Origin of the sequence: Haloplanus salinarum (assembly GCF_009762275.1) — an archaeon.
In the GTDB taxonomy this organism is placed as follows: domain Archaea; phylum Halobacteriota; class Halobacteria; order Halobacteriales; family Haloferacaceae; genus Haloplanus; species Haloplanus salinarum.
Map to the genome: position 1 here is coordinate 1915624 of NZ_CP034345.1, position 14439 is coordinate 1930062.

The 14439-nt window shown below is 71.8% G+C and carries 15 protein-coding genes; 11 read left to right on the forward strand and 4 right to left on the reverse strand.

The window, feature by feature from the left end; translation table 11 throughout:
* The first annotated feature begins 30 nt into the window (after positions 1-30).
* Together EI982_RS11220 and EI982_RS11225 are read left to right on the forward strand one after the other, a co-directional pair.
* Complete coding sequence (locus EI982_RS11220) at positions 31-1293, forward strand: tRNA(Ile)(2)-agmatinylcytidine synthase (protein ID WP_157689791.1); 1263 nt, start codon at positions 31-33, stop codon at positions 1291-1293.
* 128 nt (positions 1294-1421) lie between these two features.
* Positions 1422-1637, forward strand: coding sequence for a DUF7511 domain-containing protein (locus tag EI982_RS11225; RefSeq protein WP_157689792.1), 216 nt, complete (start codon positions 1422-1424; stop codon positions 1635-1637).
* A gap of 48 nt (positions 1638-1685) precedes the next feature.
* Here the strand turns inward: EI982_RS11225 and EI982_RS11230 are convergent, their stop codons facing one another.
* Entirely contained in the window at positions 1686-2756 is a 1071-nt protein-coding gene (locus EI982_RS11230) for a pyridoxal-phosphate dependent enzyme (RefSeq protein ID WP_157689793.1), read from the reverse strand.
* Complete coding sequence (locus EI982_RS11235) at positions 2756-3712, reverse strand: succinylglutamate desuccinylase/aspartoacylase family protein (protein ID WP_157689794.1); 957 nt, start codon at positions 3710-3712, stop codon at positions 2756-2758. Before EI982_RS11235 ends, EI982_RS11230 begins: the two co-directional genes overlap by 1 nt.
* A 108-nt stretch (positions 3713-3820) precedes the next feature.
* Between EI982_RS11235 and EI982_RS11240 the strand changes: the two genes are divergently transcribed.
* The gene (locus EI982_RS11240) at positions 3821-4111 is read left to right on the forward strand and encodes a DUF7536 family protein (RefSeq protein ID WP_157689795.1); all 291 of its coding nucleotides are present in this window, start codon (positions 3821-3823) and stop codon (positions 4109-4111) included.
* On the opposite strand, the gene EI982_RS11245 is transcribed toward EI982_RS11240, so the two are convergent.
* A complete protein-coding gene (locus EI982_RS11245; protein ID WP_157689796.1) occupies positions 4108-5298 on the reverse strand; it encodes a potassium channel family protein in 1191 nt (396 codons plus the stop codon). The two genes, EI982_RS11240 and EI982_RS11245, sit on opposite strands and share 4 nt — an antisense overlap.
* 80 nt (positions 5299-5378) lie before the next feature.
* Between EI982_RS11245 and EI982_RS11250 the strand changes: the two genes are divergently transcribed.
* The 6 genes from EI982_RS11250 (at position 5379) to truD (ending at position 11490) form a co-directional block, all read left to right on the forward strand.
* Positions 5379-6563: an MFS transporter gene (locus tag EI982_RS11250; protein ID WP_157689797.1), complete on the forward strand. Its 1185-nt coding sequence runs from the start codon at positions 5379-5381 to the stop codon at positions 6561-6563.
* Between the two features lie 135 nt (positions 6564-6698).
* Entirely contained in the window at positions 6699-7199 is a 501-nt protein-coding gene (locus EI982_RS11255) for a FlaD/FlaE family flagellar protein (RefSeq protein ID WP_157689798.1), read from the forward strand.
* Between the two features lie 49 nt (positions 7200-7248).
* Positions 7249-8328 carry an actin-like salactin gene (locus EI982_RS11260; RefSeq protein WP_157689799.1) on the forward strand — a complete coding sequence of 360 codons (1080 nt, stop codon included), beginning with the start codon at positions 7249-7251 and terminating at the stop codon, positions 8326-8328.
* A 141-nt stretch (positions 8329-8469) separates the two neighbouring features.
* Entirely contained in the window at positions 8470-8808 is a 339-nt protein-coding gene (gene pth2 / locus EI982_RS11265; RefSeq protein WP_157689800.1) for a peptidyl-tRNA hydrolase Pth2, read from the forward strand.
* 222 nt (positions 8809-9030) lie between these two features.
* The gene (locus EI982_RS11270; RefSeq protein ID WP_157689801.1) at positions 9031-10068 is read left to right on the forward strand and encodes a sulfite exporter TauE/SafE family protein; all 1038 of its coding nucleotides are present in this window, start codon (positions 9031-9033) and stop codon (positions 10066-10068) included.
* Positions 10069-10155: 87 nt separating this feature from the next.
* Complete coding sequence (truD, locus tag EI982_RS11275) at positions 10156-11490, forward strand: tRNA pseudouridine(13) synthase TruD (RefSeq protein ID WP_157689802.1); 1335 nt, start codon at positions 10156-10158, stop codon at positions 11488-11490.
* Here the strand turns inward: truD and EI982_RS11280 are convergent.
* Positions 11487-12839: a hypothetical protein gene (locus EI982_RS11280; RefSeq protein ID WP_157689803.1), complete on the reverse strand. Its 1353-nt coding sequence runs from the start codon at positions 12837-12839 to the stop codon at positions 11487-11489. The two genes, truD and EI982_RS11280, sit on opposite strands and share 4 nt — an antisense overlap.
* A 91-nt stretch (positions 12840-12930) precedes the next feature.
* On the opposite strand from EI982_RS11280, the gene EI982_RS11285 reads away from it, so the two are divergent.
* Positions 12931-13653 carry a DUF2103 domain-containing protein gene (locus EI982_RS11285; RefSeq protein ID WP_157691157.1) on the forward strand — a complete coding sequence of 241 codons (723 nt, stop codon included), beginning with the start codon at positions 12931-12933 and terminating at the stop codon, positions 13651-13653.
* Positions 13654-13707: 54 nt separating this feature from the next.
* Positions 13708-14430: a ZIP family metal transporter gene (locus EI982_RS11290; protein ID WP_199243600.1), complete on the forward strand. Its 723-nt coding sequence runs from the start codon at positions 13708-13710 to the stop codon at positions 14428-14430.
* The last annotated feature ends 9 nt before the right edge of the window (positions 14431-14439 follow it).

A 14439-nucleotide genomic window follows, 5' to 3' on the forward strand; every position in this document is an offset into this window, starting at 1 on the left:
TCTTTCAACGGCGCCCGGCGTAGCGCCCCCGTGACGCTCGTCGGCATCGACGACACCGATTCCCGGGAACGGGGGATGTGTACGACGTACGTGGCGACCCGCCTCGCCGAGGCCATCGCCGAGGCGGGTGGACGGATCGTCGAGCGCCGGCTGATCCGCCTGAACCCCGCCGTGGAGTGGAAGACCCGGGGCAACGCCGCGCTCTGTGTCGAGACGGACCTCGATCCGGGCCGGGCCGGTCGCCTCGCCGAGCGGCTTGTGGATCGGTTCGCCGCGGTCGACGACCCGCGGACGAGTCCGGGAGTGGTCGTCGCGGCGGGCGAGGGCGTCCCCGATCCGGTCGCCGCGTTCGCGCGCCGGGCGGTGCGCGAGCGGATCGACCTCGCGGACGCGCTGGCGCTGATCGAGGATGCGGACTACCGCCACCGTGGGTGGGGGGACGGTCGGGGGCGGATCGGCGCCCTCGCGGCCGTCGGCGCCGCCCGCGCCTTCGACGACTGGACCCACGAACACATCGCGTACCGCGCGCTGGATCGCTGCGGGACGCCGCGGACGGTCGACCGCGACTCGGCGTTCGCGGCGGCGCAGGCGGCCTACCCCGACGCCTGGGACACCGTCGACCGCGTCGAGGACGAACTCGTCTGTGTGCCCGCGGCGCCCGGCCCGATCCTCTACGGGATCCGCGGCGACGACCCCGGGGCGGTGCGGGGCGTCGCCGCCGCCATCGAGAGCGAACCGGTCGACCGCGAGGCCACCTTCGTGACCAATCAGGGGACCGACGCCCACCTGCGGCCGGGACGGGTCGGGACGGTGCGGGACGGCCGCGCCTACCGAGTCGACGGCGTCGTCGACGAGGCGCCCGAGACGCGGGCGGGCGGCCACGTTCACCTGACGCTCCGCGACGGCGACGACCGGCTCCCCTGCGTGGCCTTCGAGCCGACCAAACGCTTCCGGGACCGGGTGCGCGGGCTCCGTCCCGGCGACCGCGTGACAGTCTGTGGCGAGGTGGGCGAGGGGACGCTCAAACTCGAGAAGTTCGCGCTCCGGGAGGCGGTGACGACCGAACGGGTCGTGCCGGCGTGTCCGGACTGCGAGCGGTCGATGGAGAGCGCCGGCCGGGAGCAGGGCTACCGGTGTCGGGACTGCGGGACGACGGCCCCCGGACGGGTCGGGCGCGACGTCGACCGGCGGCTCGATCCCGGCTGGTACGAGGTGCCGCCCTGCGCGCGCCGACACGTCGCCAAACCGCTGGTCCGGGGCGGGTTCGACGCGCCGACCCACCCCGAGCGCTGACGGTATACGACGGATATCCGCGGTTCAACGACTCGTTAACCCGTGGTAAGGAGTCAATAGGCAAGGGGGAAGCGGCCGAGGGAGCGAGTGATGTGTGAACGATTCACGCTTCGTCGGGTGATCGGCCCGTGAGTTCGGTCGACGAGGACGACCGGCCGGCGACGGTCGACAGCCCCGCGCTCGACCGCTGGCCGACGTACACCCTGGACCACACCATCGAGGCCGTCGGGAGCGACGGCAGTCAGTGCACGGTGTACCCCTCGAACGCCCCCGAGGATCGCAGGCTCACGGCCTGGATCACGGCGACCGACGACGCCTTCGTCGCGATCGACGAGATCAGGTGAGTGCGTCGCCCCGCTCACCGGCCGCGACGGCGGCGACCGACGGGACCCTCACTTCGCGCGGCCGGTGAGCGGCACGACGACATCGGCGTCGGCGTCGACGACCCCGCGGCCGCGGTACACACGAAGCCCCGCCGGGGCCACGGCTGCGGTCGGTTCGACGCCGAACCCCGCATCCCGGAGGTCGGAGAGCGCCGTCTCGACGGCCGACGTCGACACTGCGATGGCGTCCCCGCCGGTCGCGTCGAGGGCGGCGTCGACGGCCGCGCGTCGGACCGGTTCGCGCACCTGGATGCCGTCGGCGAGGTCGTTCGTCCCGGCGGACCCGCCGTTCCGGTCGTCGGCCACGGGCGCGTACCCGCTGGCCTGAACCGCGAGGAGGCGGGGGAGGTCGTCGGCCCACCCCGCCTCGACGAGCGTGCGGAAGCCGCGGTAGGCGCCGAGGAGGAGCGTCCCGTGGCCGAGGGGGACGACGACCGCGTCGGGGGGCGACCAGTCCCGCTGGGCGGCGAGTTCGATCCCGAAGGTGGCGGTGCCGGCGAAGAAGGCGGGGTTCCAGGCGTGGCTGGCGTACCAGCCGTCGCCATCCGTGACCGCCTCCCGACAGGCGTCGGCGACCGCCTCGCGATCCCCCGTGATCTCCCGCACCCGCGCCCCCGTCGCCGCGATGGCCCGCCGTTTGGCGTCCGTGACCGAGGCGGGGACGTAGACGTCGGCGTCGAGGCCGGCGCGGGCGGCGTAGGTCGCGATGGCCGTGCCGGCGTTGCCAGAGGAGTCCTCGATCACCCGGTCGACGCCGAGTTCGAGCGCCCGCGAGACGGTCGTCGCGGCGCCGCGGTCCTTGAAACTCCCCGTCGGCGAGACGTACTCCAGTTTGAACGTCGCGTCCCAGGCCGGGGCGTCGACGAGGGGCGTGAACCCCTCGCCGAGGGAGACGCGTGGCTCGACCGGGAGGAAGGCATCGAACGCCCACAGGCCGCGGCGGGTGTCGAACGACGCGAACGGGGGTGCCGGGCCGTCGGGCCGGGGCGCCGACGCGAACTCCAGGGGCGTGCCACAGACACAGCGCCAGCGATCGGCGTACGTCTCGCCGCAGGCCGGGCAGGCGAGGCGGGCGGCCATCAGTACGTGTCGACGTTCTTGCCGACCGAGCAGACGTACTCGCCGGTGGCGACCTGCGGAAGGCGGCGACTCCGCCAGAAGATGCCGTCGTTGTCGGCGGTGATCCGCGCTTTCAATCCGCCGAAGGGATCGGTCACCTCGAACAGCGTCTCGTCGGCGGTCACGCGGTCGCCGAGGTCGTGCTGATAGCGGACGAGGCCGCCAACCGGCGAGCCGTACTGGTCGAAGGCCTTGGCCCGCGTCTGGGGTTCGATACCGGCGTCACCGTCGAGAAAGTCGTAGCCGCGGAGCACGTTGAACACGCCCTCGACGCCCTTCGCGATGCTCCCCTCGTCCCAGCCGACGGCGCCGCCGAGTTCGGGGTCGACCGCGGGCACGCCGTCGGAGGGGGCGACACGGGCCAACTGCCCGTCCGGTCCTTTCTGGTCGAGGACGTAGCCACAGCCGAAGGTCTTCGCGAGTTCGAGACACTGCGAGTGGAGGCGGTGACGGCGGCCACACCGGACCCGCACCTCGTCGATCATCCGGCTGGTCGACCCCTGGTGGAGGTCGAGGACGAGGTCGGCCTCGCGGGCGACATCGTAGGTGGCGGCGGCGATACGCTCGCTCGACGTGCCGTTCCCGTCGCCGGGGTAGGCCCGGTTCATCTTCGTGTCGTCGATGGGGTTGCGGTGTTCGGCCACCTGGAAGGCGTGGTAGTTGACGATGCCGACGACGATCACCGTCCCCGAGAGTTCGTCGGGGTCGAGTTGTGGAACGACGCGCTGGACCACGCCGACACCGTTGAGTTCGTCGCCGTCGCTGGCCGCCTGCACGTAGAGGGTCGGGCCGTCGCGGGCTCCCTCGACGACGGCGACGGGGAGACCGAACGTACTGCCGTCGCGGGTCTCGCCGACCTCCAGACGGCCGGTGTCGACCGTTCCGGGCGAGGCGTCCGCGCTTCCCACCGAAGTCATTGTTCGACTCACGGACTCGGTCCCTTTGAGCGATTCGGTCCCGGACCGAGCGGCCGCGGCCCCGCCGCACAACGATGGGGCTTTGATCGTGGAGTCCGGACTCCGACCGTGAGCGACGACCGACCGGAGCGACCGCCCGTGTCCGGGCTGCTCGACGCACTGCGGGTGCGACGCAACGCGACCGCCGGCGCCGCCGCTGGCCTCGCCCTCGCGGCGCTGGTCTATCTCGTCCGTGTCTTCGAGTTGCTCGGGCCAGTCACCGCCACGCAGCGGTACCCGCTTCTCGGCCCCGAGGGCTGGTTTCTCGGCCTCGCGTTCGTCCTCGCGTCGGCGACGGCGCTGTTCGTGACGGCGGCGCTGACGGCGGTGACCGCCGTTCGCCTGGCGCGCCGCCTCTAGGCGTCGCCGGCCAGGTCGGCCAGCCGGTCGGCCCCGGCACGGGTCCCCTTCGCGATCAGCACGTCGCCGGGGTGGACGACCGTCTCCGGGCCGGGCGAGACGACCCAGTCGCCGCCGCCGCGGCGGACGGCGATGACGCGCATCCCCGTCGCCGTCTTCACCTCCAAGTCACCCAGCGAGGCGTCGGCCAGTCGTCCGTCCGCACCGACGCCCACGCGGACGATCACCTCGTCGGACTCCTCGACGGCGGCGGCGACGACCGGGTGGGTGTCGAGGCCGCGGAGCACCCCCTCGCTGATCTCCAGGGCGGCGTCGCTGATCACCTCCGTCGCGCTCGCCAGGTGGACCAGCCCCCGGAGCGAGATGGGGTCCTCGACGCGGCCGGCGGCGCGCAACACCCACGCCTCGAACCGGGATTTCAGCGCGTCGACCTCGGCCTCGAGTTCGACCACCTCCGCGGCGACGCCCTGGCTGTCGAAGAGGACGGAGCCGTAGGCCAGGTCGACCGCCAACTCGCTCATGTTTTTCATCAACACGATTGAGTCGACGGCGCGGTCGAGGTCGTCGATGGTGGAGTCGACGGGAGCCGGGGGATCGTAGGCGTCGCCGGTGACCGTCTCGTACACCGGGCCGATGGCCCGCTCGGTGCCCCGGAGGAGAACCACGTCGTCGGCCGAAAGCGCCGTGTCCCGGTCGGGGTTGACGATCCAGTCGCCGGCACGGCGGATGGCGATCACCCGGACGCCGGTGTCCGTTTCGAGGTTGCAGCCGCCGAGCGAGGTGCCGGCGTAGTCGGAGTCGGGGGCGACCCGTCCGCGGACGACCGTCTCGACCGCTTCCGGGATGGCCGCCCGCATCGCCTCGGGGACGCCGATGTCCTCGAGCACCACCTTGGCGATGTCGCCCGCGGCGTCGCTGATCTTCTCGGCGGCGCCGACGACGCCGAGGACGGGCGCCAGCCGCTCTGCGTCCTCCGTGCTCCGGGCGGCCATCAGCAGGCTCATCCGCGCCTGGAGCTGTAAGACGTCCATTCGCTCTTCGAGTTCCAGCACCTCCGCGGCCACCTCGTCGCTCCCGTGGAGGACCGCCGAGTACGCGAGGTCGATGAGGAGTTCGGCCGTATCCTTCATCTCGACGAGGACGACCTTCACGCTGACCGGCTCGTACTCGACGTCCCCGGGATCCATACCCGAACCCATGTCGCCGGGGCGATAAAACCCTCCCGACGAACGCAAGAACGAAGCGGATCGGGGATGACCGCCCGACGATGACCCGATCCGGCGGCTGGGATCTCCTCGGCGTGACGACGGCTGCCTTCTTCGTGACGATGGTGGCTCGACTGGCGCCGAGCCCGCTCGTCCCCGACGTCATCGACGCCTTCGGCGTCACGACGGGGACCGTCGGCCTCGCGCTCTCGGGGATGTGGGCGGCCTACGCGCTCTTCCAGTTCCCCGGCGGGATCGTCGCCGACCGGATCGGGGAGCGGCGCGTGATCCTCGCCGCCATGGCCGGTATCACGGTGGCGAGCCTCGCGCTCGCGAGCGCGCCCACGTTCGGCGTCTTCGCCGTCGCGGCCGTCGCCCTCGGCGCCGCCGCGGGGCTGTACTTCACCGCCGGCACCTCGTTTCTCACCGCTCGCTTCGAGAACACCGGGCGCGCGCTCGGGGTCCACGAGATCGGGGCGTCGGCCGCGGGGCTGATCGCCCCCGTCGCGAGCGCGGCGGCGGCGACCCGGTTCGACTGGCGGGCGGGCGTGCTCGTGCCGGCCGCCGTGGCGCCGGTCGTCCTCGCGCTGTTCGCGTGGCGGGTCCCGGCGACCGCGGCGGGCGACGGTCGAGGAGAGGCCGTCGTCGACGTCGGCCAACTGTTCGCCCTGCTCACCCGTCCGAGCATCGCCTTCACGACCCTGCTTGCCATGGTCGGCTTTTTCACCTGGCAGTCCTTCGCCTCCTTCTTCCCGACCTTCCTCGTCGATTACGTGGGGCTCACGACCGGACGCGCCAGCCTCGTCTTCGGCGCGGTGTTCGCGCTCACGCTGGTCACCGCCCCGGGATTGGGGTGGGTGTCGGACGCGACCGGGCGCGATCCGGCGCTCGCGGCGTCGTTTCTCGCCGGAGTCGCCGGCTACGCCTGCTTCCTGTTCGGTGCCGGCGGGCCCGTCGCGGTGGTCGCGGGAACGGGGCTCGTCGGTCTCGGCCTCTCGTGGCCGGGCGCACTCAACTCGCGGTTCATGGACCACCTCGCGGCCGACGAGCGCGGGACGGGCTTCGGCCTCGTTCGGACGGTCGTGTTGCTCGTCAGTTCGCTCGGCAGCGGCGTGACGGGGACGGTCGCGGAGGCCGTCGGCTGGTTCGCGGCCTACGCCCTCGTGGGCGCCCTCCTCACCGCGCTCGTGGCGCTGCTCGTCGCCAACCGCGCCCTGGGGACCGACGCCCGAGACGGATCGTCGTGACCGTCTACCGGAGGTTCGCCGGACTGTCCTGGCGGACCACCGGTGACGATGACGAGGCGGGTGCGAGACCGTCGGACGGGCGTCACACGGTTGGGAAGCCTTTAATTCGCGAGCGCCCCTACTCATCGGCGTTCGATGGCCATCGACCCGCGGAACTACGACCTGGACGAACTCCGGGCGGCCAGCGACGCGTCGATGCTGGACCGAGTGGAGGAGACGGACGCGGGAGCCGAATGGCCGGACGAGACCGACGACGAGGAGAGCGAGGGCGACCGCTCGGCGGCCGACACGGCGTTCGAGGCGTCGCTGACCCGCGACTTGGCCACGATGGATCGCCGGATCGAAGCGCTGGAGCGGCCGTACCTCCCCGCGCTCCCGGCGTCGCTGGTCGCCGAGGCGCTGATCTTCGAGTGGCTGGAGTTCCTCGTGTTGCAGGCGGGACGCGACTCGGTGGACGACGCCGTCGACTTCTACGAAGCGGTCGGATGGCTGGGTAGCGACGCCGCCGAGGCACTCGACGCCTACCTCTCGGGCATCGACGACTCGCGGGCGAACGCCGACAACGACTTGAACGCCGACGACCATCGCGTCAGCCTCCACTACGTCGCTCGGTTGACCTCGCTGACTGGTCGGTGACCGAGACGGGGAGTGCTTATTTATCACGTCCGCGTGTAGCGCCGGCCGCATGAGCGACTCCGAGAGCGAGGACGACGAGGACGGGACGACGGCCGGGGACGACGGGCCCGCGCCCATCGGCGTGAAACTCGGAAGCACTCGAACGGTCATCGCCATCCCCGACGGCGACGGACTGCGGACGATCAAGACGCTCACCTGTCTCGCGACGTACGAGGACGCCATCACGGGCGAGGAGCGCGTCCTCTACGGGGATCAGGCGGCGACGGAGTACCCCGACCGCGTGCAGTACACCCTCCGCTCGGGACTCCCGGAGGACGACTCCCGGGCGGAGTTGACGGCGACGTTCTTCGAGGAGGTCATCGAGGCGAACGACGTCCCCACCGACAGCGCGGTGGTGTACGCCATCCCGACCATCGACAACGAGGCGGGACTGGCGAACCTGCAGTCGGTCATCGAGGGGAGCACCATCGGCGAGGCGCTGATCCGGAGCTATCCCGAGTCGCTCTGCGGGTCGGTACCCGCTCTCGGCGACGACTTGGAGGCCGTCGAGGACATCTTCGTCACCGTGAACCTGGGGTCGACGAACCTCGAAGCCTCGGCGTACCGCCGCGGCGAGCAACTCGTCCCCTTCACCACGGGTGCGGTCACCGGCAACGAGGTGGACCGACGGATCGCCAACTACGTCGAGGAGGAGACCCAGGGCCGGGTCAACATCGACACCACCACCGCCCGGGAGTACAAGGAGGAGCACGCCGACTTCGTCGACTTCGAGCCGTTCACGGACGTGATCCAGCAGCCCGGCGGCGGCTCCCACGAGTTCACCATCGAGCGCAGCGTCATGGACGCCGTCGACGAGTACGTCGACGAGGCCGTCGAGGAGGTGGCCAACGCCTTCCTGCCCGAACTCGCCAACGACAACATCAAGGTCTACCAGTTGGCGCTCGATCGTCCCGTCGTGTTGACGGGCGGAATGGCCTGCATCCCGGGCATCGTCGAGGAGTTCGAGGAGCGCCTGAGCGAGGAACTCCAGCGGGAGGTCGAGGCGGTGGCGCCGGACAGCCCCGCCGAGTCCGCGGCGGTCGGCGCCCAGCGCATCGCACAGCGGCTGGTCGACGCCGACGCCTACTGAAACCGACGGCGCCGCGGTCGTCGCCGTCGCGTCTCTTTGCGGACCGCAATCCCCCGAGACCGGTCCTCGGGGCCCCGGAGTCGGTCGCCCGGGAGCGCGGGGACCGACGACGCTTTGGTCCGGCCGGCCGGACGACGGGGCATGAAACAGGCCATCGTCGCGCGGACCGACCTCGGGATGGGACAGGGAAAACTCGCCGCACAGGTCGCCCACGCCGCGCTGTCGGCGTACGAGGACGCCGACGAGCGCACCCGCCGGGCGTGGAAGGGCGAGGGGCAGAAGAAAGTCGTCTTGAAAGGGAGCGGCGAGTCCGAACTGTTCGAGTTGGCCGACGCCGCCGAGCGGGCGGGGTTGCCGAACGCCGTCGTCCGGGACGCCGGTCACACCCAGCTGGAGCCCGGGACCGTGACGGCGCTGGCGGTGGGGCCGGGCGAAGACGACGACGTGGACCGGGTGACCGGCGACCTCTCGCTGTACTGACTCATACGGATTATTGTAACTGTTCATCGGTGGTTCGCCAGGACAGTCCGGCGAACCACCGGTACTGACGTACAATAAACGGTATCAGCCGACCGGATCGCGGTTCTCGATGCGCCGGCTCCGTCGCGTCCCCGCTCACCGGATGGTCGACCGCGTGCGGGCGATCCGGCCGGAGTCGACCGAGCACGCAACGGCTAAGTGTGCCGTGGGCGAGTGGCCGGTATGTCACTCGTCGCTGCGGCCGTGGCGGGCGGGGCGATGGGCGCCCGTCACGCCCTCGAGACGGACCACCTCGCCGCCGTCGCGACGCTGGTCGATGGCGGGGAGGGAGACGCCGTGGGAGACGGCGAGGAGCCACGCTCCTCGGAAAACGGCGAGGAGCCACGCTCCTCGGAAAACGGCGAGGAGCCACGCTCCTCGGAAAACGGCGAGGAGCCACGCTCCTCGGAAAACGGCGAGGAGCCACGCTCCTCGGAAAACGGCGAGGAGCCACGCTCCTCGGAAAACGGCGAGGAGCCACGCTCCTCGGAAAACGGCGAGGAGCCACGCTCCTCGGAAAACGGCGAGGAGCCACGCTCCTCGGAAAACGGCGAGGAGCCACGCTCCTCGGAAAACGGCGAGGAGCCACGCTCCTCGGAAAACGGCGAGGAGCCACGCTCCTCGGAAAACGGCGAGGAGCCACGCTCCTCGGAAAACGGACTGGGCGCGCCCGCGTCGTCCCCCGCCCTGGTCGGTGCGTCGTGGGGGATCGGTCACACCGTCCCCATCGCCGCGCTCGGGGCCACGCTGCTCACGTTCGGCGTCCGCCTCCCGGCGTCGGTGACGGGCCTCTTCGAGGCGGTCGTCGGCGTCGTCCTGTGCTACCTCGGTGGGCGGATGCTCGCGGGCGTGATCGGCCGCCGCGAGCACGCCCACGGGACGCATCCGCTCCACGGCCATTTCGACGTCGGCACCCTGTCGCTGGGCGGGGGGCACGTCCACGTCCACGGCGACTCCGCGCTCGTGGGCGCGCTCCACGGCGTCGCGGGGAGCGGCGCCCTCGTGATCGCGCTCGTCTCGACGACGCCGGACCTCCCGACGGCCGCGTCCTTCCTCGGCGCGTTCGGCCTCGCGTCGGTGCTGACGATGGCCGCCGTCGCGGCGGTGTGGGGCCGGACGCTCGACACCGGGATGGAGCGGGCGCTCCGGGCGTTCGCGGGCGCCCTCGGCGTCGTCGTCGGCCTCCTGCTGGTGGTCGAGTGGGCCGGTCTCGTCGGCTGATACTGTCGGCCGACCGTTTCGAGACGGTCGGCAGTCCGACCGAACCGATACGCTGACCCGTCGGCGCCGCGAACGCCAGCCGACCCGATGCGCGAGGCACACCCGCTCGAACGGCAGGTCGGCATCGACTACTACGTGAGCGACGGCCCCGGGGTCGGCGGCCGACTCCGGGCCGACCCCGCCGACTTCCGGGTCCGGGAGCTCGAAGCCGTCGACCCCGAGCCGCCCGACGCCGACGCCGGAGCCTACCCCCACCTGTTGGTGCGGGCGACGCTCGTCGACTGGGACACCAACGACTTCGCGGGCGCGCTCTCGGATGCGTTGGGCGTGAGCCGCGAGCGGGTGTCGTGGGCCGGCACCAAGGACAAGCGCGCGGTCACCACGCAGCTGTTCTCCGTCCAAGGGATCGACGCCGCGGATCTGCCGACCCTCGACGGCGTCGACCTGGAGCCGCTGGGGCGGGTGGGGCGAAACCTAGAGTTCGGCGACCTCGCCGGCAACGCCTTCGAGATCCGGGTGAGCGAACCGGAGCGCCCGGAGGCGGTCGACGACGTGGGCGACGCGCTGACGGCCTTCGGCGGCGGGCGGCCCGCGGTGCCGAACGTCTTCGGCCACCAGCGGTTCGGGAGCCGGCGCCCCGTCACCCACGAGGTCGGACTGCACGTCGTCCGGGAGGAGTGGCGGGCGGCGGTCCTGGCCTACGTCGGCAACCCGGCCGAGACGGAGCCGGAGCGGACGCGGACGGCACGGGCGACGGTCGAGGAAGTCGCCGCCGGCGACGACCCCGACTGGGCGGCGGCGCTCGACGCGATGCCCGGCCACTTGGGGTACGAGCGGTCGATGCTCCACCGGCTGGTCGAGAACGGCGGCCGCGAGCCGGCGGACTTCCGGAACGCGCTGGAGGCCGTCCCCTGGAACCTCCAGCGCCTGTTCGTCAACGCCGCCCAGTCGTTCGCTTTCAACCGGATCGTCTCCGAGCGCCTGCGTCGCGGCCTGCCCTTCGACCGCCCGGTCGCCGGGGACGTGGTGGCGTTCGCGGACGCGGACGCGCCGGCGGACCTCGCCGTCCCCGACACCGACCGCCTCCAGCGGGTGACCGAGGAGCGCGTCGACGTCGTGACCCGGCACTGCGAGCGGGGACGGGCCTTCGTCACCGCGCCGCTGGTCGGCACCGAAACGGAGCTGGGCGACGGCGAACCCGGCGACGTCGAACGCGAGGTGCTCGACGGCCTCGACCTGTCGCCGTCCGACTTCGACCTGCCCGGCAACTTCGACTCCTCGGGCACCCGGCGGGCGGTCCTCGTCGGCACCGACCTCTCGGTCGAGCGCGACCCGCTCACCCTCTCGTTCTCGCTGCCACGAGGGTCGTACGCCACCGCCGTCCTCCGGGAGTTCCTGAAGGTCGATCCGCGGGACCTCTAGCCGTCGGCGGCCCCTCGCGGCCCGCGACCGCTCGGATCGACCAAGCCGTACCCGAGCAGGAAGAAGGGAACGCCGACGACGACGGCGGCGACGGCGCCGAGGACGGCGAGGACGACACTCAAGAAGTAGAGCGTCCCGCCCCGCGACGCGATGGGGAACGTCGCGCCGAGGACGAGCGCGAGGGCGCCGACGGCGGCCGCGAGGCCGTGCCGGTGCCGGAGGCGGTCCGCCGCGGCGGCGTAGCCGACGAGCGTGACCGCGTAGACGGGGAGCGCCGGGAGGACGATCCCGACGACGTCCGCACCCTCGTGGATCGAGAGGTCGCCAGAGGCGAGCGTTCGGAGGAGGAACCCGGCGGCGAGGGCGGCGGCGAACGCGAAGGCGATCAGGGCGGCGAGCCGCCGGGTCGAGAGGCCGTCGCGGACGGCAGGGATCGACAGCGACCCGCCGAGGACGATCGTACCGACGCCGGCGGCGAACAGCGGCGGCGACGCGCCGGCGAGGACGACCCCGGCGTAGAGCGGGTGTGCGAGCGCGAGGACGCCGAGCGCGGCGACGACGAGGGCGCGGCGGTCGGGGGTGGCGGTGGTTCCGAGGTCGGCGCGGTCCGTGACCCAGGCGAGGGCCGCGAGGCCGCCCGCGAACACGGCCGCCGGGACCGCGACCAACAGGAAGAGGTTGCGGCCGACGACGGGCAGCATCGGGAGGGAAACGGCGACGAGGCTCCACAGCGGGGCGAGCGGGTCGTCGGCAGGCGCGAGCATCACGAACGGCCCGTCGCCCGACCCCTCGAAAGCCGTGACCGTCATCCGACGGCCGGACACGTCGGCCCCTGGGAGGCCGCGCTCGACGACCATCCCCTCGGGCGCGACGAGGGTGAGGCGGTCGGCGCCGAGGCCGTTCCGGACCATCGCGCCGGGGTCGTCACGGAAGTAGTCGACCCGGAGGGTACCGCCCGCGGCCTCGGTCGCGGCGTCGGGGGTACGATAGCGCATCCGTAGCGTATCGCCCGAGACGCTCGTCGAGAGCAGGCGGGCGTCGTGGATCAGGATGGCCTCTTCGGCGACGGACCGCCGGAGCGACGTGTTCTCGAAGGCGGCAGTGTCGTTCAGGCGGTTCTCGACGGTCCACGTCGCGGAGCCGTTCCGGTGGACGCGCATCGTGGCCGTGCTCCGTTCGATCCGGACGTCCACGTCGTTGGTCTGGGCGGCGGACTCGAACCCGCGTTCGCAGGGTTCACAGACGGCCACGGGCCGGGGACTCGCGGTCGCCGCACCCGCGGGGACGACGAGGAGTCCTACGAGGAGGGCGGCGAGGAGGGTTCGACGGGGGGAGGGATGGGGGACCATATCCGGCCGTGTGAGGGCGAGACGCATGGATCTTGTGTCGACCGCGGGGCGCGAGGGACGGACTTATCCGGTGGCGCCGCCTGCCTCCGACATGGAGTGTCGGCGGTGTGGGTCCCCGCTGGATCGCCCCGGCGACTACTGTCTGGTCTGTCATACGGGCAACTGCGACGCGGTCGTCCTCGAGGTGGAGGCGGACCGTGCCACCCTGACCATGCTCGACGACGAGTCGGTACTGGGGGAGACGGCGATCACCACCCGTCCGGAGGAGGAGGGGCGGAGCCGGGTGATCGAGCGGCGCAACTTCGCCGGGCTGATCGCCGACGAGATCCGGCGCAAACGCCCGGAGACGGTGTTCGCGGCGGGCGACCGGGAGATCATCCGCGCGGTGCGGGGCGAGACCCACTACGAGTTCTACCGCGTCGCCGGCGAGGATCCAGTGGAGACGGTGCGTGAGCGACGGGGCGAGCGGGCGCTGGAGGTGGTGGAGACGGCGCCGAAGGAGAAACTCGGCGGGCGACACACGACGCTGATCGGCGGGCGGACCGGGCGACGGGCCATCTCGACGGTGGCCGAACACCCGCACGTCAAGAAGATCGTTCCGGGGCCCATCGACGCCGGCGGGACGGGATCGCAGTCCGGCCTGCGGGCGAAGGTGACGCGGGCGGACGGCAACGGCAACGTCCGCCTCCTCCTTCGCGACGGATCGAGCGTCCAGGAAAACCGGATCGTGACGACGGCGATGGACCGCGAGACGGGCGAGCGCGTGCGCGACGACCTGAACGATGAGTTGGCGGCCACCGGATTACAGGACTAGCGCCCCGAGCCGAACGGCCGGTTTAATCAGGATCCGGCCACGAAGATCGGCCGAATGGCCGGAACACTCGTTCAGGCGCTGTCGTATACGATGTTGGCCGTCGTGGCCGCACTGCTCGGTGGTGTGATCGCCGTCTACCGACCGCCGGGAGCGAAGATGGAGAGCAACGTACAACACTTCGCGGCCGGAGTGGTTATCGCCGCGGTCGCCGCCGAACTGCTGCCGGATATCCACGATCGAGCCCCGACGGTGGTGGTCGTCGGGTTCGCCATCGGCGTCGTGACGATGCTCGGCATCCACCGACTGAGCAAGATCATCGAGAAACGGGAGGTCGGCGGCGGGTTCGCGGGCGCAGCCGGCTTGCTCATCACCGTCGGCATCGACATGGTCATCGACGGGGTGCTCATCGGGGTGACGTTCCTCACGGAGGCCGCGACCGGGGTCCTCATCGCCGTCGCGCTGGCCATCGAGGTCCTCTTCCTGGGTGTCGCCGGCGTCGTCGCGTTGCCGTCCGGCGTCTCGACCCCCCGCAAACTCGCCGTTCCGGCGGCGTTCGGCGCGTTGCTGATGGTGGGGGTGACCGTCGGCGTCCTCGCCCTCGACGGGGTGACCGGAGCGCCGATCGCGATCGTCCTCGCGTTCGGCTCCGCGGCGCTGCTGTATCTCGTCACCGAGGAGTTGCTGGTGAAAGCACAGAAGGTCCCCGAGACGCCGGTGTCGACGACGCTGTTTTTCGTCGGGTTCCTCTCGATCTTCCTGCTGGATATGGTTCATTGATCGGCTCCG

What these genes read in the sequence shown, in the direction of transcription:
- EI982_RS11230 (WP_157689793.1), bottom strand. Translation starts at nt 2,756, where the DNA reads ATGGCCGCCCGCCTCGCCTGCCCGGCCTGCGGCGAGACGTACGCCGAT.
- EI982_RS11235 (WP_157689794.1), bottom strand. Translation starts at nt 3,712, where the DNA reads ATGACTTCGGTGGGAAGCGCGGACGCCTCGCCCGGAACGGTCGACACC.
- EI982_RS11245 (WP_157689796.1), bottom strand. Translation starts at nt 5,298, where the DNA reads ATGGATCCCGGGGACGTCGAGTACGAGCCGGTCAGCGTGAAGGTCGTC.
- EI982_RS11250 (WP_157689797.1), top strand. Translation starts at nt 5,379, where the DNA reads ATGACCCGATCCGGCGGCTGGGATCTCCTCGGCGTGACGACGGCTGCC.
- EI982_RS11255 (WP_157689798.1), top strand. Translation starts at nt 6,699, where the DNA reads ATGGCCATCGACCCGCGGAACTACGACCTGGACGAACTCCGGGCGGCC.
- EI982_RS11260 (WP_157689799.1), top strand. Translation starts at nt 7,249, where the DNA reads ATGAGCGACTCCGAGAGCGAGGACGACGAGGACGGGACGACGGCCGGG.
- pth2 (WP_157689800.1), top strand. Translation starts at nt 8,470, where the DNA reads ATGAAACAGGCCATCGTCGCGCGGACCGACCTCGGGATGGGACAGGGA.
- EI982_RS11270 (WP_157689801.1), top strand. Translation starts at nt 9,031, where the DNA reads ATGTCACTCGTCGCTGCGGCCGTGGCGGGCGGGGCGATGGGCGCCCGT.
- truD (WP_157689802.1), top strand. Translation starts at nt 10,156, where the DNA reads ATGCGCGAGGCACACCCGCTCGAACGGCAGGTCGGCATCGACTACTAC.
- EI982_RS11280 (WP_157689803.1), bottom strand. Translation starts at nt 12,839, where the DNA reads ATGGTCCCCCATCCCTCCCCCCGTCGAACCCTCCTCGCCGCCCTCCTC.
- EI982_RS11285 (WP_157691157.1), top strand. Translation starts at nt 12,931, where the DNA reads ATGGAGTGTCGGCGGTGTGGGTCCCCGCTGGATCGCCCCGGCGACTAC.
- EI982_RS11290 (WP_199243600.1), top strand. Translation starts at nt 13,708, where the DNA reads ATGGCCGGAACACTCGTTCAGGCGCTGTCGTATACGATGTTGGCCGTC.